Raw genomic sequence first — 18,406 nt, 5'->3', positions numbered from 1 at the left:
AGCGATCACTCCGCGCCGCCGTCAATGGTTTGGACCAAAGAAGGACTAGACCACTCGGCGATCAAATCCGCTCGTCAGAGGCCTGAGCGCACATCAGAAACCGCCCGCCACACCTGGTGACGAGCGGTTTAAGCCTCCCCTAAGCCACACTCCGGCAAGGTTTCCGCAACGAACCAGCCGAACCCCGTTCTCCTTCGCTCAAGCCGGAAGCGAGCCCTCCACCGGCATCCCGTACGCATCTGCTACGAGCGCGTAGGAACGCAATCGGGCCGCCCCGCCATGGGCGTTGGCCGTCAGCATCAGCTCGTCCGCCCCGGTCCGCGCGACCAGCGCGTCGAGCCCGGAACGGACCTCCTCGGCCGTGCCGTGGACGATGTTCGCCGTCCAGCCGTCGACGAACTCCCGCTCCGCCGGCGAAAAGGGGTACGCGGCCGCCTCCTCGGGCGTCGGGACGAGCCCGGGCTGGCCGGAGCGCAGTCGGAGCATCGAGAGCGCGCCCGTGCGCACCTGGGCCCGCGCCTCCTCCTCGGTGTCGGCGGCCAGCGCCGAGACCCCGATGACGGCGTACGGGGCGTCCAGCACCGCCGAGGGGCGGAAGCTCTGGCGGTACAGGTCGAGTGCGGGCAGGGTGCCGGCCGCCGAGAAGTGGTGGGCGTACGCGAAGGGCAGGCCCAGTTCGCCGGCGAGGCGGGCGCTGAACCCGGAGGAACCGAGCAGCCACACCGGGGGGCGCCCGGTCGGACCCTGCACCGGCCCGGGCACGGCGTGCACCCGGGCGTACGGGTGCCCGTCGGGGAAGCTGTCGTCGAGGAAGCGGACGAGTTCGCCGAGGCGGCGCGGGAACTCGTCGTGCGCCTCTTCCGCCCGCCCGGGCCCGCGCAGCGCGGCCGCCGTGCCGGGGTCGGTCCCGGGGGCGCGGCCGAGGCCGAGGTCGATCCGGCCCGGGGCGAACGCCTCCAGGGTGCCGAACTGCTCGGCCACGGCCAGTGGGGCGTGGTTGGGCAGCATCACACCGCCCGAGCCGAGCCGGATGCGGGAGGTGTGCGCGGCGAGGTGGGCCAGGATCACCGCCGGGGAGGAGCTGGCCACGCCGGGCATGGAGTGGTGCTCGGCGACCCAGTGGCGGTGGTAGCCGCGCGACTCCGCCAGCCGGGAGATCGCCACGCTGGTGCGCAGCGACTCGTGGGCGGTGCTGCCCGCCCCGACCGTGACGAGGTCCAGCACCGAGAGCGGGATCGGCGCCCGGCCCCGTGCGACGCCCCGGATCGGGTCCGCCGCGAGCGCGCCGGTTTCGCCGCCCGCGCCCGCGCGTGCGCCCGACACCACCCCCGTACTCGTGTTCGGGTCCGCTGTCGCGTCCGTGCCCGCCCGGCTGTCCCTGGCGTCCCCGGCGTCACTCATCGTCGCTCCCGTCCCATGCCGCTCTCCTTCACGTCCATACGAAGAAGTCGAACCGTGGGTGAAGGCCGGGCATTCCCGGCAGACCGTCATGATGATCTTGCCTTTGGCATATGCCAGCCGGATACCTGCTGAAGAAGCGACTTGATTGAGCCATCAATCTCATCAACAGGCGCTCCGGATGGGCCTCTTGATGGCTATCGTGGTAGGGCAAGCGGTAACAACCTGGTAGGGGGAAACCGTGGCGCTGAAGCCCGAGCCGACCGCGCCGTTCCATTCGGTGCAGTACGCCCTTCGCGTACTCGAAACGATCGCGCGCCACACCGGTGGCGTGACGGACGCACAGATCGCGCGTGAGACCGGCCTGCCCGCGGCCCATCTCGCGCCGATGCTCCTCATGCTGCGCCGGGAGGGCTACGTCCTACAGGTGTCCGACGGCGCCTACGCCATAGGGGACTCACTGGTCCTGCTCGGCTCGGGGACGGACCGGAAGCAGGCGCTGCAGGAGAAGCTCCAGGAGACCCTGGACCGGCTGCGCGACTCGGTCGGCGCGGCCGTCTACATCAGCCGGTACGTGGACGGCGAGGTCCGCATCACCCAGTTCGCGGACAGCCCGCGCACCCCGAAGGTGCACGAGTGGGTCGACTTCCGCTCCGCCGCGCACGCCAGCGCCGTCGGCAAGTGCCTGCTCACCCAGCTCGACCAGAACGGGCGTCGGGACCACCTGGCCCGGCACAAGATCGCCCGGCTCACCTCGAAGACCATCGTGAACGAGCGGATCCTGTTCTCGAAGCTCGACAGCCAGCCGGCCACCGTCCCGGTGCTCGACCTCCAGGAGTACGCCGTCGGCACGGTCTGCGCGGCCGTCCCGATCACCGCCGGGGCCTCCGTCGGCTGCCTGGCCCTGTCGATGCCGGTCGAGCACGCCCACCGACTGCGGGCCGCGGCGGACGCGCTGAACCGGAAGGCCGCGCCGCTGCTGCTGTCGCTCACGCTGTGAGAACGGATGGGCCAGGGGGATGTGAGATCGAGGCCGGAAAACACTTCGGGCGGTCACCGGTGAACCGGTGACCGCCCGAAGTACAGGTGCGCCGCCAGGGACTCGAACCCCGGACCCGCTGATTAAGAGTCAGCTGCTCTAACCAACTGAGCTAGCGGCGCCTGACAGAGAAAATACTACCTGGTCCCCGAGGGTGCTCAAAACCAATACCGGGACCGCCGGCAACGGCCGGGAATCACCAGGACGTGGTCACCTTCACGTCCTGCTCCGTGCGCACCCCGACCGTGCCCCGGTCGCCGAAGACCTCCTGCCGCCAGGCGCCGAAGACCCTGGCCACCCGGCGGGCGTCCTCCCCCTCGCCCTTGCCGACCGCCCCGGTGGAGAACGTGATCCACGCCTCATTGGTGCCGGCCGCCTTGCGGATGCGCACCCGCGTGACGCTGCCCGCCGGCATGAAGGTGTCCTCGTCCGTGCGGTGGCGCGCGTAGTAGTCGTTGAAGTCGCGGGTCATGTCGTACCAGCCGTCGACCACCTGGCAGGGCCGCTCGCTGTCGGTGGGCTCGCCGTCGGTGGGCGGCCCGGGGACCCCGTCGTCCTGGTCGGTCGGCGGGTTCGGCGGACCCGTGTCCTCCTCGGTGGGGAGGTTCGGCGCACCGCCCGTCTCCTCTTCCGTGGGGAGGTTCGGGGCGCCGCCGGTCTCCTCCTCGGTCGGGAGGTTCGGGACACCGCCCGTCTCCTCCTCGGTCGGGAGGTTGGGCGCGCAGGTCGGCGGGGCCGGTACGCCGGGGGGTGGGGCGGCCGACCGGCCCGCGACGTGCGTCCCGCAGGCGGCCAGCAGCGCGCACAGCGCCCCGACCGCCACCGACCGGCCGACGGCCGCCGTCGTCTTCCCGTTCATGGCACACCCCCCGTTGTGAGACGGGCGACCGCCCCGGCCGGTTGCCTCAGCCGGCCAGGAGGTGCCGGCGGCCCTGGGCCTCGTACGTCGCCAGCAGCCCGTGCAGGGCGCCGCCGTCCAGAGGTCGGTAGCCGGCGGAGCCCGGCGCGCGCCACCAGACCGGTTCGGGGACGAGGAAGCCGGCCCGGCGCAGGGCGACCCGGTGGATCTTGTTGGTGGCCGTGACGGGCAGTGCGTCGAGGACACGGACGTAGCGGGGGGCCATCTTCGTACCGAGGTCGGGCTGGGCCGCGAGGAACGCCGTGAAGGCGTCCGGGTCGAAGGCCGCACCCCGGCGCAGCGCGAGGGCGGCCATCACCTGGTCCCCCGCGACCTCGTCCGGGACCGCGTACACGGCGACCGCCGAGGCGTCGGACCAGCGGGACAGGATGTTCTCGATCACCGCCGCCGCCAGGTTCTCGCTGTCGACCCGCAGCCGGTCGTCGGTGCGGCCGGCGAAGTAGAGGAAGCCCTCGGGATCGCGGAAGAAGAGGTCCCCGGTCCAGTACCAGCCCTCACGGGTGCGGGCCGCCTCCGCCTCGGGGTTGCGCCAGTACCCCTCGAAGAGGCTGCGGCCCCGGTTGACGAGTTCGCCTATGGCCTCCTCCCCGTTGAGCAGGCGGCCCCGGCCGTCCAGTCGGGCCGGCGGGCACTCCTCGCCCGTCTCCGGGTCCACGACGGCGAGGTCGTCCCCGGGTGCGGCCCGGCCCAGGGCGGCCGTCGGGGTGTCGGGGGTCCGCTGGACGGAGGCGCCGCCCTCCGTCGCCCCGTAGCCCTCCACGAGGCGGACCCCGAACCGCTCGGCGAAACGGGCGGCGTCGACCGCGCCGGCCTCGGTGCCGAAGCCCAGGCGCAGGGTGTGGTCACGGTCGTCGGGGCGCGGCTCGGTGGCCAGGAGGTACTGGACGGCCCGGCCGACGTAGGTGAAGTACGTCGCCCCGTAGGCCCGTACGTCGTCCAGGAACGCGGTGGCCGAAAAGCGACGGCGCAGCGCGACCGAGGCGCCTCCCGCGAGGGCGGGCAGCCAGTCGGCGATGACGGCGTTGCCGTGGAAGAGGGGCATGCAGACGTAGTGGACGTCGTCCGGGGTGACGTGGAAGGTGCGGGCCAGCGAGGCGCCCGCGGCGGCCAGCCGGCCCTGGCCGCACACGGCCGCCTTCGGGGCGCCGGTGGAGCCCGAGGTGAAGTAGAGGAGGAGGCGGGAGTCTGCGCCCGGGCCGCCGCCGAGACGCGCTGCGCCCGGGGTGGCGGCGGCATAGGGGGCGAGCAGGTCGGCGTACTCCTCGCCGCCGGTCACCAGGACGCGCACGCCGGGCAGGTCGAGGCCGCGCAGCAGCGGCAGGTGCGCGGGTTCGGTGATCAGGAGGCGGCAGTCGGTGTGCAGGATGTCGCGGGCCAGCTCGGGGCCGCGCCGGGTGGGGTTGATCCCGGCGACGGCGGCCCCCGCGAGGGCCGCCGCGCCGAGCCAGAAGGGGAACTCGGGGGTGTTGTCGAGCAGCACCCCGATGTGCGGTTCGGCCCCCGGCGGCAGGAGGTCGACGAGCAGCGCGGCGCGCGCGGCGGCCTGCTGGGCGCACTGGTGGTGGGTGAGGACGGTGTGCTCGTACTTCAGCCCGGGCCGGTGGTCGCCCCATTGGCGCGCTATGAGCTCCGCGACGGTTTCGGGTGTCGTCCGCATGCCGCCGGAGGTTAGCTGACGTAGCGTCAGAATTGAACGTCGGAGCAGGCGTAGAAGGCCATCGCGGTGTCGTTCACGGTCCAGACCGCGAGGATCATGTGACGGCCGGTCTTCCCGCTGGGCATGGTGCCCTGGTGGACGGTGGTCATGGCGGGGCGGGCGCCGTTGTAGGCGACCGTGAGGAAGGGCTGGGGGTCGAGGGAGGCCCGGGTGAGGGGCTTCTTCGGGTCCCAGCCGTTCTTCGTGACGTAGTACTTGAAGTCGGTGGTGGAGTGGTTGGCGGTGAACTGCCACCGGAAGGAGTAGCTCTGGCCGGCGGTCACGTTGGTGGCGGGCCAGGTGCCGCCGCGCGGGTCGTCGAGCTGGGCGAACTCACTGTGGCCGCCGGAGCAGATCTGGCCGTCGGCGGGGCCGGCGGCCGGGAAGCCCTTGTAGCCCTCGACGCTCTGCGGCTCCCACTGGATGGGACCGCAGTCGGGAACGGCCTTGTCGGCGCAGAGCTTCTGGCGGCTGATCGGGGTGTCGGTGTAGCCGTGGCCGCTGGCGGTGGGGGCGCCGGCGAAGGTGACGGTGGCCAGGATGCCGAGGCTGAGCGCGACGGCGGACCGTTTGGGCATGCGGAGGAGACGCATGATGCTCCTTGAACGTGGGGGGAGTCAGGCGGGAAAGCGTGCGCACGCGGTGGGTGGGGCGCGGTGCGGTTGTGCGGTTGTGCGGTTGTGCGGCGAGAAGCGGTGCGGTGGGGATGGCATTCAGGTCTAGACCAAGTTCCAGGTTATTGACGGGAGTTGGCCATGTCCATACCAACGGGGAAACGGGTGGTCCGGTCGTGACCGGCCACCCGTTCCTCATTCCTCGCGCCCTCGCCCGACGGCTACTGGTCCGCGCGTCCGGTGTAGAAGGCGACGGTCAGGTCCTTCACCAGGGCCTTGCGCTCGTAGTCGTCCAGCTCGACGATCCCGCGTGCGGTGAGCCGGTGCACGGTGTCGTCGACGGCGTCGATGACCGAGGTCAGGACGGTGTCCCGGTGCTTCGCGTCGATGGCCGCGACCCGGCGGCGGCGCATCGCCTCGGCGACCTCGGGGGCGTACTCGATGCGGGTGGGCTGGGCGGAGAACACCTCGATCCCGACGGCCTCCGTCTCGGCCGCCACCATCCGGGTCAGCGCGTCGCCGACGGCCTCGGCGTCGCGCAGCGTGGGGGCGTCCTCGTGGAACGCGTCGGCGGGCAGCCGGGACAGGACCCGGGCCATGGCCGATTCCACCTGTTCGGCGAGGTACTCGGTGTGGTCGGCCACCGCGAAGGTGACCCGGGCGGTGTCCTTGACCTGCCAGACCACTTGGACGACGACCTGGAGGGCGAGACCTCCGGCGTCGACGGCGGGCATCGGTTCGCTGCGCCAGTGGCGCAGCCGTACGTCGACCCGACGGCGCAGCAGGAGCGGGCTGACCCAGGTGAGCCCGGTCCGCCGGACGGTGCCGCGGTAACGGCCGAAGAGGGTGAGCACCCAGGCGTGGCCGGTCTTGGCGCGGCCGAGTCCGCCGAGGGCGAGCAGGGTGACGACGCCGAGGAAGGCGAGCGGCGGCCAGGAGGTGGCGGGCAGCCCGTGATAGGCGCGGGGGGTCGCCCCGAAGGCGACGGCGAGGACGTCGGGTACCGCGCCGGCCCGCCAGAGCACCGCCGTACAGCCGGTGAGGGCGAGTCCGCCGATGCCGACGGCGAACCACCCGGGCAGGACGGGCCCGCGGTGCTCGCGGAGGCCGTCGTCGCCCCGGGGCACGCGGCGGCCGGCGGGTTGCGGCGTGGCGCGGGGCGCGGGGGGTTGTGGCCGGTGGGTGGGGGCCGGGGCGGGCGGGCGGACCCGGCCGAGGAACGGAAGGTGTACGGGTACCTCGGTGACGGCGGTCCCGCGCACGGGTTCGACGCGGTCCTCCTCGGTTTTGGGGTCCAGTACGCGGGCGACGGCCCGGCCGACGAGATCGGCGACGATGCCGGGCTTGTGCGGGGCCTGGGGGTGGGGGATGTACGAGCCGGACTCGCCCTGGGCGCGGGCGGCGGGGATGCCGTCGGGGTGCGGGTGCGGGTGCGGGTGCGGGCACTCGGCTTCGCGGACCGCGGCGAGCACCCCGTCGCGCTCCGACCGGTCGTGCCGCTCGACACCCCCACCGGCCTCGGCCCCCGGGCTCGGCTCCGCCGCCGTACCCGGCGCCGACCCCGAGGCCACCGGGGCGGGGGCAGGGTGCGGGGCCGGAGCTGTGGTCGGGGCCGCCGCCCGGGCGGGGGCCGGAGCTGGGTGGGCGTCCGGGGAGGCAGCGCCAGCCGGCTGCCGGTGCGGGGCGAGGGCCGCCGCGGGAGTCGGCTGCGGGGCCGGAGCTGTGGTCGGGGCCGCCGCCCGGGCGGGGGCCGGAGCTGGGTGGGCGTCCGGGGACTCGGGAACAGTCGGCTGCCGGTGCGCGGCGAGGGCCGCCGCCGGGGTCGGGGCGGGCGCCAGGGTTGCCGCCCCGGCGTGGGCCGGGGTCGCGTCGGAGGTCCGGTGGAGGTCCGGGGTCCGGAAGGAGGGCCGGCTCGGCTGCGCAGCCGGGTCGGTGGCCGCAGTCGGGGCCGGCGGCACCACCCGGGCCGACGGCGAGACGGTGCCCCCGGGAGTCGGGGGCGGGGCCGAGGCCGCCGGGGGTGCGGCCGCCTCGGCAGTCGGGCCGGAAGGCGGCGTCGTCGCCGGAGGCGCGGCCGGACCGGGCACCACCGCCGGCGTCGGGGCCGGAGCCGGACTTTGGCTCCGGGCCGGGGCCGGGGAGTAGGCCGGGGCGGTGGCTGCCGACCGCGCGGCGGAAAGGGGCGCGACCGGCTCGGACGCCGAAGCCGCTTGCGGTACTCCCACCGACACCGGCGGCCGAACCACCGCCGAAACGCCCGACACCGAGGCCGCTTGCGGCGCCACCGCCCGGGCCGGCTCCGGAGCCGGGACGTGGCTTCGGCTCGGGAACGCACCCGCCGGAGCCAGGCCCGGGCTCGGGGCCTGGGACGTGGGCACGACCCGCTCGGGCGCCGAAGCCGCCTGCGGCACTCCGACCGACACCGGGTTACCAAACGACACCGACGGCCGAAGCACCGCCGAGACGCCCGACTGAGCGGAACAAAGAGGCGCGACCCGCTCGGGCGCCGAAGCCGCCTGCGGCACCACCGCCCGGCCCGGCTCGGACGCCGAAGCCGCCGCCGGGATCGGGCCGGGGCTCGGGGCCGGGGGTGGCGCCCCCGCCGGTTCCGACGTCGAAGCCGCCGGCGGCACCACCGTCGGAGGCTCCGCCGGGGGTGAGGGCCAGGCCGGGGACCAGGCCGGGGCGGCGGCGGGCGGTGGCGCCGTCCGGGCAGGGGCGGCCGGGGCCGGGCGGTGTCGGGTGGTCCAGCGCCCCGGGCGCGGGCTCCGGCGGGGGTCGGCCGGCGGCGGCGTCGCGGTCGCCGTCGGCAACGGGGGGACGGGGAAGGTGCCCGTCGTGGTCGTGGTGCGCGTGGGGTACATCGTTGCCTCCGTCATGCGAACAACCGGCGCCAGGTTTCCGGGCCCGGATAGCCGTTGGCCAAGGCACCGCGCCAGCCCTGCGCGCGCTGGAACGCCTCGACGTTGCGGCGGTCGGCCTCGCTCCAGGCGAGGCCCGGGCCGGACGTGTAGTGCTTGCCGAACCCCTTCTCCACCAACCGGCGGCCGAGGGCCGCGACGGCCGGGCCGGACTGCCCCGGCCGGAAGGCCGCCGGCCCCGGGTAGGCGGGGTACCCGCCAGGTCCCGGATGGGCGGGGTGCCCGCCGGGGCCCGGATGGGCGGGGTGCCCGCCCGGGCCCGGCGCGGCGTCGGGCAGGGGCACGATGTCGTTGCCCTGCCCCTCCACCAGCAGCCGCCAGGTGTGCGCGCCCGGAATGCCGTCGGCTTCGGCGCCCGTCCAGCCCTGGGCCGTCTGGAACGCCCGGGTCGCCAGCCGGTCGGACTCGCTCCACTTCGTGCTCGGGCCCTTGGGGTAGAAACGGCGCCCGCCCCGGTCGATCAGCATCCGGCCCAGGCGGGCCACGTACTCGTTGTTCGCCCCCGGCCCGAACATCCCCGCTCCGGGGAAGGTGGCGGGAGCCGTCGGCTTGGGGTCGGTGCCCGGCCCGTCCGGCAGGAGCCCGCCGGTCACCCCGGTGAAGCGGTACGGCAGGTACTTCGTCGCGTTGTTCCAGTACCCGTACGGGGTGGCCAGCGTGCGGGTCGTCGGGCGCGTCTGCTCGTAGGCGATGTAGTGCGTGCGCGTCTCGTCGACCCAGCCGCCGAAGAGGGTGACGTGCGAGCCGTTGTTGGGGTCGGAGGGGTTGTGGAAGAGGAGCATGTCGCCGGGCAGCAACTCGTCCTTGGTGATCTTCTTGGCGAACTTGTCGAGGCTGCCGGTCCATTCGTTCGAGCCGAGGTTCCAGGCCATCGAGACGAAGCCCGAGCAGTCCTGTCGGTACCCGTCCGACCAGTAGTCGGACATGCTGTACGGGACCTGCTCCTCGACCCACACCTTCGCCCGGTTGATGATCGTCGCCCGGTCGATCCGCCGCACCGCCGTGGGCGCGCCCGGCAGGCCCGGCGGCCTGGCGGGGGACCCCTTCGGCCCGTGCAGCGGGGCCCGTCCGCCCTGCGGGGAGCCGGGGCCGTCCGCCGTCCCGACCCCGGACCCGCCCGGCTTCCCGTGCCCCGGACGGTCGGGCTTCACCTGCCCCGCACCGTCGGGCTTCCCGCGACCCGGACCACCCGGCTTCGCGTGCCCCGGCGGCGGCGTCGGCTTCACCGGGTCCGGCACCGTCGGCTTCAACGGCCCCGGCCCGGGCACCGGGCGCGCCGTCGCCAGGGCGGTCGCGCCGCCACCGCTCAGCACCACACCGGCCGCCGTGGCCAGGACCAGCGCGCGGCGGGCGCCGCGCACGGCGGGGTGTCCGCCGTCCCGGAGCGGTATGGCCCGCCCGCGGGCGAGGGCGCGCCGGCGCTGCGCGCAGCCCAGGCAGACACAGTCGCCCGCGGGCTCGTACTCCTCGAAGACCGGCATCGGCATCGATGGCGCCATCTGCACATGCACCGGAGGCTGCGTCGTCATGCGTTCCGTCCACTCCCCTTGCTCGTCCACCTCGTCCGGCCGGGCACGCGTCTGGCGGGGCATCAGATTCGGCTCGGCCCAGACATATCGTGCACGACAAACCCCTCAAACATGGGTTAATCGGACAACGCGGGCGCGGCTGGTCCTGAGCACTCCCACAGGTGGGGTAGAGTTTTCCCTGTCAGCAAGCGCCGCTAGCTCAGTTGGTTAGAGCAGCTGACTCTTAATCAGCGGGTCCGGGGTTCGAGTCCCTGGCGGCGCACAGACGGGAGAAACCCCCGCAGCGAAAGCTGCGGGGGTTTCTTCGTTCGCGTCCCTCACACCGCCGTACCGGGTCTGGTCCGCACGCCCGTCAGATAGGCGGAGACCACCACGTTCGCCGAGTATTCCTTGGCCGTCTTGTCGTACGTCCCGCCGCAGGTCACCAGCCGCAGCTCGGCGCGGCCCGGCACCTTGGGGCCGTACGCCTTCTGCGGGTCGAAGCCCGCCCGCTCGTGGACCCGTACGTCCTCGACCGTGAACTCGGCCACCGAGCCGTCCGCCCGGACCACGCCGACCTTGTCCCCCCGCCGCACCGTGCTCAATCCGTAGAACACCGCCGGTTTGGCCCGCGTGTCCACGTGGCCCACCAGCAGGGCGGTCCCGGCCTTGCCGGGCTGGGGGCCGCCGCTCCACCAGCCGACCGTGCCCGGGTTCTCGTACGGGGGCGGCTCGATCGCCCCCTCGCGGTCGAGGCCGCGCGTGATCACCGGCGCCTGGATGCCCAGGGACGGTACGTCGAGCCGCGCGGGCGGGGCCGCCGCCAGCGGGGTGTGCGCCACGGGCAGGCCCGGGGCCGCCGCCCCGCCGCCCCCGGCCTGCCCCGCGGGCGGTACGGGAACCCCGGTGATCTCCCGTCCCCACAGCCACAGGCCGAGCACCAGCACCGTCCACGCGGCGAACGTCAGCAGGCGGGGGCCGCCGGAGCCCCGGGGCTCCTCGCTCACCGGCGGACCCTCACTCGCCGCTGCGACGGCGGCGCAGCGCCAGCGCCCTGCCCGCGACGGCGAGGGTGGCGACGGCGGCGAGGACGGCGCCGATCACCGTCTGGGGCAGCCCCGGGCCGTCACCGCCGTGGTTCTTCTTCGCCGGCGCGGCGGCCAGCTCGGTCGTCTTGGCGACCTCCGCGGCCATCGCGCCGCCGCCCGCGTGGACCGGCCAGACCGGCGATTGGTGCGGGTCCGGGTGGTGCCGCTCGCGGATGCGGAGGGTGCCGCTGACCCGGTCGTCGCGGCCGTCGCACTTGACGCGGATCTCGTGCGAGCCGGGCCGGGCGTGCGAGGCGATGAGCGCCTCGCCCCACAGGGCGTGGCGGTCTTCGTGTCCGGCGGACAGGTGGACCTCGGAGACGAAGACGGAGGCTCTGGCCGACGCCCAGCCGCCGTCGCAGCCCCGCACCTCCAGCTTGACCAGGTCGCCGGGCTCGGCGGGGTCGGGCCGGACCGAGACGCCGCCGCGGCCCCAGTCCTCGGCGACGGCCGCGGGCGTGGTCACCGTGGTGAGGGCCGTCAGGGCGACGGCCACCCCGGTGGTACGGAGAGCGATCAGAGCACTGCGCATGGTGAACCTCCTCAACAAGGAGATTCACGCGCGGCGCGCCGCTCCGCATCCGGAGCGGCGCGCCCTTGGACCGTACGTGTAGCCGTACGAGTCAGCCGTACGCCCCGAGCGGCGCCCTCCGGGCGGGCTAGACGAGATCGACGAGGTCGGCGATGGAGTCGACCGTCTTGGTGGGGCGGTAGGGGAACTTCTCGGTGTCCTCGACCGTGGTCAGGCCGGTCAGGACGAGGAAGGTCTGCATGCCCGCCTCCAGCCCGGCGAGCACGTCGGTGTCCATCCGGTCACCGATCATGGCGCTGGTCTCGGAGTGCGCGCCGATGGCGTTCAGACCGGTCCGCATCATCAGCGGGTTGGGCTTGCCCGCGAAGTACGGCTGCTTGCCGGTCGCCTTGGTGATCAGCGCGGCGACGGCGCCGGTGGCGGGCAGCGGGCCCTCGATGGAGGGGCCGGTCTCGTCCGGGTTGGTGCAGATGAAGCGGGCGCCGCCGTTGATGAGGCGGACGGCCTTGGTCATCGCCTCGAAGCTGTAGGTGCGAGTCTCGCCGAGGACCACGTAGTCGGGCTCGTGGTCGGTCAGGATGTAGCCGATGTCGTGCAGGGCGGTGGTGAGGCCGGCCTCCCCGATGACGTAGGCCGTGCCGCCCGGGCGCTGGTCGTCGAGGAACTTGGCGGTGGCGAGCGCCGAGGTCCAGATGTTCTCGACGGGGACGTGCAGGCCCATCCGGTTGAGCCGGGCGTGCAGGTCGCGCGGGGTGTAGATGGAGTTGTTGGTCAGCACCAGGAAGGGCTTGCCGGACTCGCGCAGCCGCTTGATGAAGGCATCGGCGCCGGGGATCGGGGTGCCCTCGTGGATGAGGACTCCGTCCATGTCGGTGAGCCAGGATTCGATCGGCTTGCGCTCTGCCACGGGACTGTTCTCCGCTCTGCGGTGCCTCTGACCTCGGGGGCCTCCGGTCTGTACCACCCTAACGGGGACGGGCCGTGGGCGCGGGGCGCGTCCACGGCCCGGACGGGGACGGGGAGATCGGCGGGTGGGGGCGGGAGATCGGCGGGAGACCGGGCTCAGCCGAGCTTCAGGTTGTCGACCGTCCAGTACCAGTTGTTGGTGCCGCTGAGCGGAACCGGACCTGTACGTCGGTGGCTCCGGCCGGGACCTGTCACCGTGCGGGTCACGGGTGACCGGGAGGCGATCGCTCAGCCTCCGGTGGCCGACTTCCACGCGTCGACGTAACCGGCGAGGTTCTTGTCGATGTCCGCCCAGTCCGGCTCGAAGACCTCGACACCGGTCATGAGCGCGGCGAGGTCGACGGCGTTGGCGTCGGTGGGCTTGACGTCGGTGCGGGCGGGGAAGCCGCCGCCGACCTCGCTGACCAGCTTCTGGGCGTCCTCGCTCAGCAGGTAGTCGAGGAGCTTCTTGCCGTTCTCGGTGTGCGGGGCCTGGTCGACCAGACCGGCCGCGTACGGGAGGGCGAAGGTGGTCGGCTTGCCGCCGTCCTTGGCGGGGAACCAGATGCCCAGGTTCGGCATGGACTTGGACTGGGCGAAGTCCATCTGCACGTCGCCGTTGGCGACGAGCAGCTCGCCCTTGTCGGTCTTGGGCGCGAGCTTGCTGGTCGAGGACGACGGGCCGACGTTGTTGGCCTGGAGCTTCTTCAGGTACTCCATCGCCGGCTCCTTGCCGCCGAAGTCGTGCATCGCCTTGACGAGCACCGCGGTGCCGTCGCCCGTGACGCCCGGGGTGGAGTACTGGAGCTTGCCCTTGTACCCGGCGTCGAGCAGTTCCTCCCAGGTCTTGGGGGCGCCGGTCAGCTCCTTCTTGTTGTAGACGAAGCCGAAGTAGTTGTTCACCACCGAGGTCCACGCGCCGTCGGTGGCCTTGTCGCCGCCGTTGACCTTGTCGGAGCCCTGCGGCTGGTACGCCTGGAGCAGGCCCTTGCCGTCGGCCTGTTGGATGAAGGGCGGCAGGGTGACGAGGACGTCCGCCTGGGTGTTGGTCTTCTCGCGCAGGGCGCGCTGCACCATCTCGCCCGAGCCGCCTTCGACGTACTTGACCTCGATGCCGGTCTTCTTGGTGAAGTCGGCGAAGACCTTGTCGTACCAGCCGTCGCCCTTGTCGCTCTTGAGGCCGTCGGCGCTGTAGACGGTGACGATCTTCTCGCCGCCCTCGGAACCGGCGGTGGAGGGTGGCGCCCGCGCCGGGTGCGGCGAGACCCCGGTCCAGTTCCAGCGGGCGCCCCTCGAAGACCGCGCCGCCGTCGGCCACGGTCACCGGGAGCAGGTTGGCGTTGCCGACGAACGCGGCGGTGAACTCCGTGCCCGGCGACCGGTAGAGCTGCCGCGGGGTGCCGCAGTCCTGGAGCCGGGCCCGGTCCATGACCGCGATCCGGTCGGCGAGGGTCAGCGCCTCGACCTGGTCGTGGGTGACGTACAGGATGGACACCTCGGGCAACTCGCGGTCCAGTCGGGCCAGTTCGGTGAGCATCCCGGACCGCATGTGCGCGTCGAGCGCGGACAGCGGCTCGTCCAGCAGCAGGACGCCGGGGCGGATGGCGAGGGCGCGGGCGATGGCGACGCGCTGCTGCTGCCCGCCGGAGAGCTCGCGCGGGTACCGCTGGGCGTAGCCGGCCATCCCCGTCATCTCCAGGGCCTCGGCGACCCTCCCGGGTATGCCCGCCTTGGGTTCCTTCCGCGCCTTGAGGCCGAAGGCCACGTTCTCGGCGACCCGCATGTGCGGGAACAGCGCGTACTGCTGGACGACCATGCCGATGCCGCGCCGGTGCGGCGGCAGGCCGGTGACGTCCCGGCCGCCGATGAGCACCCGGCCGGCGACGGGCCGCACGAACCCGGCGACGGCGCGCAGGGCGGTGGTCTTGCCGGAGCCGGAAGGGCCGAGCAGCGCCATCACCTCGCCCGGCTCGACGGTGAGGTCGAGCCGGTCCAGGACGGTGGTGCCGTGGTAGGCGACCGAGACCGAGTCGAAGCGGATGCCGCTCACGCCGACTCCGCCGGCCGGCGCGACCCCGCGAGCAGGGCGGGGAGTTCGGCGACGGAGGCGAGGACGTGGGTCGCGCCGTTGTCGATCAGGGCCTCGCGGCCGTGGGCGCCGGTGCGGACGCCGGCCACGATGCCGGCACCCGAACGGACACCGCTGAGCATGTCGTACGCCGTGTCGCCCACGACCACGACCTGCCGTACGTCGGCCACCGCGCCCGTGCGCAGGAACGCGGCCAGCACCATGTCGGGGTAGGGCCGGCCCCGGCCGCCCGCGTCGGCCGGGCAGAGGGTGAGGTCGGCCAGGTCCCGCCAGCCGAGGGCGTCGAGGATGGCGTCCTGGGTGACACGGGCGAAGCCGGTGGTCAGGACGACGGTGCGGCCGTCGGCGCGGAGCTTCTCGACGGCCTCGCGGGCGCCGGGGACGGGGGCGATCAGTCCGCCGTCGACGAGTTCCCCGTAGGCCCTCTCGAAGGCGGAGTTGGCGCGCCGGGCACGGTCCTCCGTGCCGAAGAGGTCGCGGAAGACGGAGATCTTCGACTCGCCCATGGTGTCGCGGACGTACTGGAGCTTGGCGGCGTGGTCCGCGCTGCCCGGCTCGACCCCGAGGTGCTCGGCGGCGCGTTCGAAGGCGCGTTCGACGAGGCCGCCGTCGGCGACGGTGGTGCCGGCCATGTCGAGGACGATCAGGTTCAGGGGTGCGGCGATCGTGTTCTTGTCTGTCATGTCGACTACCAGCCCAGTTCGTTCGCGGTGGTCTCGGCTATGGCGGGCGAGCAGGTCATGCCGCGCCCGCCGGGTCCGGTCACCAGCCACACGCCGTCGGCGACCTGCCGGCGGTGGACGACGCGGGTGGTGTCGGTGCACTGCGCGTACACGCCCGCCCAGCGGCGGCGGATCGCGGGCAGCGGGCGGCCCAGGAAGGACTCGACCACCTCGGTGAGGTGCTCGTAGGGATCTTCGACGGTGTCGAACGCGAAGGGGTGCTCGTACTCGTGGGTGTCGCCGATGGTCAGTCCGCCGTCCCGGCGCTGGACCATCAGCAGTTGCATCTTGTGCGCGGCGGCGACCGGCGCCCGCTGCTGCCCGGCGTCGAGGGCGTCGAGCGCCTGCGACCGGTACGCCGGGTAGTAGCGGAAGCTGTCGGCGTCCGCGACGGAGGTGGTCAGCGGCTCGCCCAGCGGGGCGGTCTGCATCATCTGGAGCCGGACCCGGCGGACGGGGAGGTCCGGATCGAGCTCGCGGACCAGGCCCGACAGCCAGGCTCCGGTGGCGAGGACGACGGCGTCACCGCGGTGGACGTCACCGTGGTCGTCGCGGACGGCGCCGACCCCGACGACCTCGCGCACCTCGCGGCCGGGGAGGAAGGTGTACCGGCCGGTGGCGCGCAGGGCGTCGCGCAGGTGGAGTTGGGCGGTGCGGGGCTCCACGGCGGCGTCGCGCTCGCACCACAGGGCGGCCTCGAAGGCGCCGCGCAGGGCCGGGTTGATCGCCCGCGCCTGCTCGGCGGTGACCAGCGCGTAACCGCGGGCGGCGGCGTCCGGGCGGCCCACGGCCGCCTCCGCGACGGCGAGTTCACGGGAGGTGCGGACGGGGGTGAGGGAGCCGATGGCGCGGAAGCCCAGGCCGGGCACCCGCGCGCCGATCCGCTCCCAGAGTTCGCGGGCGCGCAGGGCGGTGTCGAGCTCCTCGCCGCCGGCCCGTCCACTGACCCAGATCTGGCCGAAATTGCGCAGGGACGCCCCGCGCGCCTCCGCTTCCCGTTCGATCTGGACGACCTCGTGGCCGCGTTCGACTGCTTGCCAGGCGTGCATGGTGCCGACCACGCCGCCTCCGACGACTATGACTCTCACCCCGTCCACGGTGCGGGCGGGCCGTGGACCGGGAGGGGCGGGGTGATGGCGGGCGGGTGAACAGGCTCCGACGCTTGGCCTAGACCCGTTATCTTCCTGTGACAAGGGTGCGTCCTTTTCGCTCGCTCTGGTGACGGAATGGCCGAGGCTACTCCGGGCGCAGGCGGGTCGTGAAGCTGAACCGGTCGCCACGGTAGAGCGAACGCACCCGCTCCAGCGGACGCCCGTCCTGGTCCCGCGAGAAACGGTGGATGAGCAGCATGGGAAGAGCGGGCGGGGTGCCGATCAGCAGGGCTTCGCGGGGCGTCGCGAGGACCGTCTCCAGCTTCTCGTCGGCGTCGCCGAACGAGATGCCGAGGCGGTCGCGAAGGTATCCGTAGAAGGAGGAATCCGGCTGGAAATCGCTGTCGAGGCGGGGCGCGCGGGCGACGCGCAGGTACGTGCTCTCCAGGCCGACCCGCTCGTCATCGGCCAGCAGGACGCGCTCCAGGTGCCAGACGGGCTCACCGGTGTCGGCGCCGATGCCGCGGGCCAGCTCGGGCGGGCAGGGGAAACGCTCCAGGCCGATGAGGTGACGGCCCGGGCGGCGGCCCTGGCGGCGCACGCCCTCGGTGTAGCTCGCCAGCGACAGCGGCTGCTCCAGCTTGGGCCCGGCGACCACGGTCCCCCGCCCCGAGCGGCGCAGCCGGCCCTCCAGCAGCAGCTCGCGCAGGGCTTGGCGGACGGTCTCGCGGGAGACCTCGTACCGCTCGGCGAGATCGCGCTCGGTGGGCAGGAGGCCGCCTTCGCCGAGCTCCTCGACCAGGACGGAGATACGGGCCTTGACCGCGTAGTACTTGGGGATGCGGCCGTGCTCGGGGATGCCGGACCGCACGGCCTGCCCGGGGTGGTGCGGCAGGCGCTGACTCTGATGTTCCACCCTGGGACTGTACGTGGGCCGCCTGTACGTCAGCCTTCGGCGCGGGCCTCGGCGCGGGACCGGAGCCTGCGGGCGCCGAACAGCAGCGTGCCACCGGTGGCGAGGGTGGCGACGGCCGCCGCGGCGGAAACCCAGGGGCGGGGGCCGGTGTGGGCGAGCGCGCCCGCCTCCCCGACGGCCTCGTCCTCCGGACCCTCGACGGAGAACCGGTAGCCGCCCGCCTCGCCGACCCACTCCCCGTCGTCGCCCTTGCGCCGGACGACGGCGGCGTCGGCGAGGACCTCGCCCTGGGGGGCGTCGGGGGCGAAGGCGAGCGAGACCCGGACGGTACGGGAGCCGCCGGCGCCGATGGTGAACCCGGGGAACGCCGCGCCGCCGTCGAACACGGCGATGATCTCGTCGCGGTCGCTGCGCTCCAAGGTGACGGCGTGGGGGCCGTCGGGGGTCTCGAAGTCCATCCGGAGGTGGGCGGGGCGCAGGGCGCGGGCCTTGTCGGTGAAGACGACGACGGGGTGGATGGCGGTGCACGCGCCGGCGGTGGTGTTGGTCAGGTCCAGGAACCAGGTCTGGGGTCCGCCGCCGGTGCGGTACACGGCCGGGCCGCCGCGGATGCGGGCACCGATGGGGAAGGCGCTGCTCTTGGCGTCCCCGCAGCTGGCCTTCGCGCGCGAGGGCAGCGCGGGAGCGGGGACCGGGCGGGCGCCGCCGCCGTTGCCGATGTCGGCGGCCGCCGGCCCGGGTGCGAGCAGGCAGAGGACCACGGCGGCCAGCAGGGCGGGAGGGGCAAGGGCTTCGCGCAGTCGCATGGAGGACCTTCGCAGCTCGCCGGACGGAAACGTTGATGAGACGGAAACGTTGATGATCGGACGAGGCGACAATCACCCCGCCCCGCCCGGCACTCTCCCACGCCCCCGCCCCGACCCTGCCG

At 73.7% G+C, this 18,406-nt stretch carries 15 protein-coding genes, 2 tRNA genes and 2 pseudogenes; 3 read left to right on the top strand and 16 right to left on the bottom strand.

The genetic code is table 11. The features are described from left to right. Positions 1-198: 198 nt before the first annotated feature. Positions 199-1,401 carry an LLM class flavin-dependent oxidoreductase gene (locus tag ACFVXJ_RS17785; protein ID WP_389662632.1) on the bottom strand — a complete coding sequence of 401 codons (1,203 nt, stop codon included), beginning with the start codon at positions 1,399-1,401 and terminating at the stop codon, positions 199-201. Positions 1,402-1,639: 238 nt separating this feature from the next. On the opposite strand from ACFVXJ_RS17785, the gene ACFVXJ_RS17780 reads away from it, so the two are divergent. After that, on the top strand, positions 1,640-2,398 hold the full coding sequence (locus ACFVXJ_RS17780; protein ID WP_389662630.1) for an IclR family transcriptional regulator: 759 nt from the start codon (positions 1,640-1,642) through the stop codon (positions 2,396-2,398). A gap of 87 nt (positions 2,399-2,485) precedes the next feature. Here the strand turns inward: ACFVXJ_RS17780 and ACFVXJ_RS17775 are convergent. The 5 genes from ACFVXJ_RS17775 to ACFVXJ_RS17755 all read right to left on the bottom strand — a co-directional run bounded on the left by ACFVXJ_RS17775 (position 2,486) and on the right by ACFVXJ_RS17755 (position 7,237). Beyond that, positions 2,486-2,559, bottom strand: a tRNA-Lys gene (locus ACFVXJ_RS17775). A 74-nt stretch (positions 2,560-2,633) separates the two neighbouring features. After that, positions 2,634-3,296, bottom strand: a complete 663-nt coding sequence (locus ACFVXJ_RS17770; RefSeq protein ID WP_389662629.1) for a hypothetical protein — start codon at positions 3,294-3,296, stop codon at positions 2,634-2,636. A 46-nt stretch (positions 3,297-3,342) separates the two neighbouring features. Beyond that, positions 3,343-5,013 (bottom strand): AMP-binding protein, encoded by a 1,671-nt coding sequence (locus tag ACFVXJ_RS17765; protein ID WP_389662628.1) that lies wholly within the window; start codon positions 5,011-5,013, stop codon positions 3,343-3,345. A 26-nt stretch (positions 5,014-5,039) separates the two neighbouring features. Beyond that, entirely contained in the window at positions 5,040-5,645 is a 606-nt protein-coding gene (locus ACFVXJ_RS17760; protein ID WP_389662627.1) for a lytic polysaccharide monooxygenase, read from the bottom strand. Positions 5,646-5,887: 242 nt separating this feature from the next. Then, positions 5,888-7,237 carry an SPFH domain-containing protein gene (locus ACFVXJ_RS17755; protein ID WP_389662625.1) on the bottom strand — a complete coding sequence of 450 codons (1,350 nt, stop codon included), beginning with the start codon at positions 7,235-7,237 and terminating at the stop codon, positions 5,888-5,890. Positions 7,238-7,820: 583 nt separating this feature from the next. On the opposite strand from ACFVXJ_RS17755, the gene ACFVXJ_RS17750 reads away from it, so the two are divergent. Further along, positions 7,821-8,141, top strand: coding sequence for a hypothetical protein (locus tag ACFVXJ_RS17750; protein WP_389662624.1), 321 nt, complete (start codon positions 7,821-7,823; stop codon positions 8,139-8,141). A 400-nt stretch (positions 8,142-8,541) separates the two neighbouring features. Here the strand turns inward: ACFVXJ_RS17750 and ACFVXJ_RS17745 are convergent, their stop codons facing one another. Further along, on the bottom strand, positions 8,542-10,116 hold the full coding sequence (locus ACFVXJ_RS17745) for a peptidoglycan-binding protein (RefSeq protein ID WP_389662623.1): 1,575 nt from the start codon (positions 10,114-10,116) through the stop codon (positions 8,542-8,544). Between the two features lie 188 nt (positions 10,117-10,304). Here ACFVXJ_RS17745 and ACFVXJ_RS17740 point away from each other — a divergent pair. After that, positions 10,305-10,378 (top strand) — tRNA-Lys (locus tag ACFVXJ_RS17740). Between the two features lie 55 nt (positions 10,379-10,433). Here ACFVXJ_RS17740 and ACFVXJ_RS17735 read toward each other — a convergent pair. From ACFVXJ_RS17735 to ACFVXJ_RS17695, 9 genes and pseudogenes are all read right to left on the bottom strand, one after another. Next, positions 10,434-11,102 (bottom strand): class F sortase, encoded by a 669-nt coding sequence (locus ACFVXJ_RS17735; RefSeq protein ID WP_389662621.1) that lies wholly within the window; start codon positions 11,100-11,102, stop codon positions 10,434-10,436. A gap of 10 nt (positions 11,103-11,112) precedes the next feature. Then, on the bottom strand, positions 11,113-11,715 hold the full coding sequence (locus tag ACFVXJ_RS17730) for a hypothetical protein (protein WP_389662620.1): 603 nt from the start codon (positions 11,713-11,715) through the stop codon (positions 11,113-11,115). A 127-nt stretch (positions 11,716-11,842) separates the two neighbouring features. Beyond that, positions 11,843-12,622, bottom strand: coding sequence for an HAD-IIA family hydrolase (locus tag ACFVXJ_RS17725; RefSeq protein ID WP_389662857.1), 780 nt, complete (start codon positions 12,620-12,622; stop codon positions 11,843-11,845). A gap of 287 nt (positions 12,623-12,909) precedes the next feature. Further along, positions 12,910-13,878 (bottom strand): annotated as a pseudogene (locus ACFVXJ_RS17720) (2-aminoethylphosphonate ABC transporter substrate-binding protein); the annotation flags it as partial. Positions 13,879-14,239: 361 nt separating this feature from the next. Continuing rightward, positions 14,240-14,710: pseudogene (locus tag ACFVXJ_RS17715) on the bottom strand (ABC transporter ATP-binding protein); the annotation flags it as partial. Further along, on the bottom strand, positions 14,707-15,432 hold the full coding sequence (locus tag ACFVXJ_RS17710) for a phosphonatase-like hydrolase (RefSeq protein WP_389662618.1): 726 nt from the start codon (positions 15,430-15,432) through the stop codon (positions 14,707-14,709). The pseudogene ACFVXJ_RS17715 and the gene ACFVXJ_RS17710, both read right to left, overlap by 4 nt. Positions 15,433-15,437: 5 nt before the next feature. Further along, complete coding sequence (locus ACFVXJ_RS17705; protein ID WP_389662617.1) at positions 15,438-16,559, bottom strand: TIGR03364 family FAD-dependent oxidoreductase; 1,122 nt, start codon at positions 16,557-16,559, stop codon at positions 15,438-15,440. A gap of 148 nt (positions 16,560-16,707) precedes the next feature. Continuing rightward, positions 16,708-17,478, bottom strand: a complete 771-nt coding sequence (locus tag ACFVXJ_RS17700; RefSeq protein ID WP_389662616.1) for a GntR family transcriptional regulator — start codon at positions 17,476-17,478, stop codon at positions 16,708-16,710. Between the two features lie 29 nt (positions 17,479-17,507). Then, positions 17,508-18,284, bottom strand: a complete 777-nt coding sequence (locus ACFVXJ_RS17695; RefSeq protein ID WP_389662614.1) for a hypothetical protein — start codon at positions 18,282-18,284, stop codon at positions 17,508-17,510. Between the last annotated feature and the right edge of the window lie 122 nt (positions 18,285-18,406).

This window comes from Streptomyces sp. NPDC058279 (assembly GCF_042881255.1).
Taxonomy (GTDB): Bacteria; Actinomycetota; Actinomycetes; order Streptomycetales; family Streptomycetaceae; genus Streptomyces.
The sequence above is the reverse complement of the archived record's forward strand: the minus strand, read 5'-3'. Positions and strand labels throughout refer to the sequence as shown.

Coding starts and splice junctions, on each gene's coding strand:
- ACFVXJ_RS17760 (WP_389662627.1), bottom strand. CDS start 5,645: ATGCGTCTCCTCCGCATGCCCAAACGGTCCGCCGTCGCGCTCAGCCTC.
- ACFVXJ_RS17710 (WP_389662618.1), bottom strand. CDS start 15,432: ATGACAGACAAGAACACGATCGCCGCACCCCTGAACCTGATCGTCCTC.
- ACFVXJ_RS17785 (WP_389662632.1), bottom strand. CDS start 1,401: ATGAGTGACGCCGGGGACGCCAGGGACAGCCGGGCGGGCACGGACGCG.
- ACFVXJ_RS17765 (WP_389662628.1), bottom strand. CDS start 5,013: ATGCGGACGACACCCGAAACCGTCGCGGAGCTCATAGCGCGCCAATGG.
- ACFVXJ_RS17770 (WP_389662629.1), bottom strand. CDS start 3,296: ATGAACGGGAAGACGACGGCGGCCGTCGGCCGGTCGGTGGCGGTCGGG.
- ACFVXJ_RS17730 (WP_389662620.1), bottom strand. CDS start 11,715: ATGCGCAGTGCTCTGATCGCTCTCCGTACCACCGGGGTGGCCGTCGCC.
- ACFVXJ_RS17745 (WP_389662623.1), bottom strand. CDS start 10,116: ATGACGACGCAGCCTCCGGTGCATGTGCAGATGGCGCCATCGATGCCG.
- ACFVXJ_RS17695 (WP_389662614.1), bottom strand. CDS start 18,284: ATGCGACTGCGCGAAGCCCTTGCCCCTCCCGCCCTGCTGGCCGCCGTG.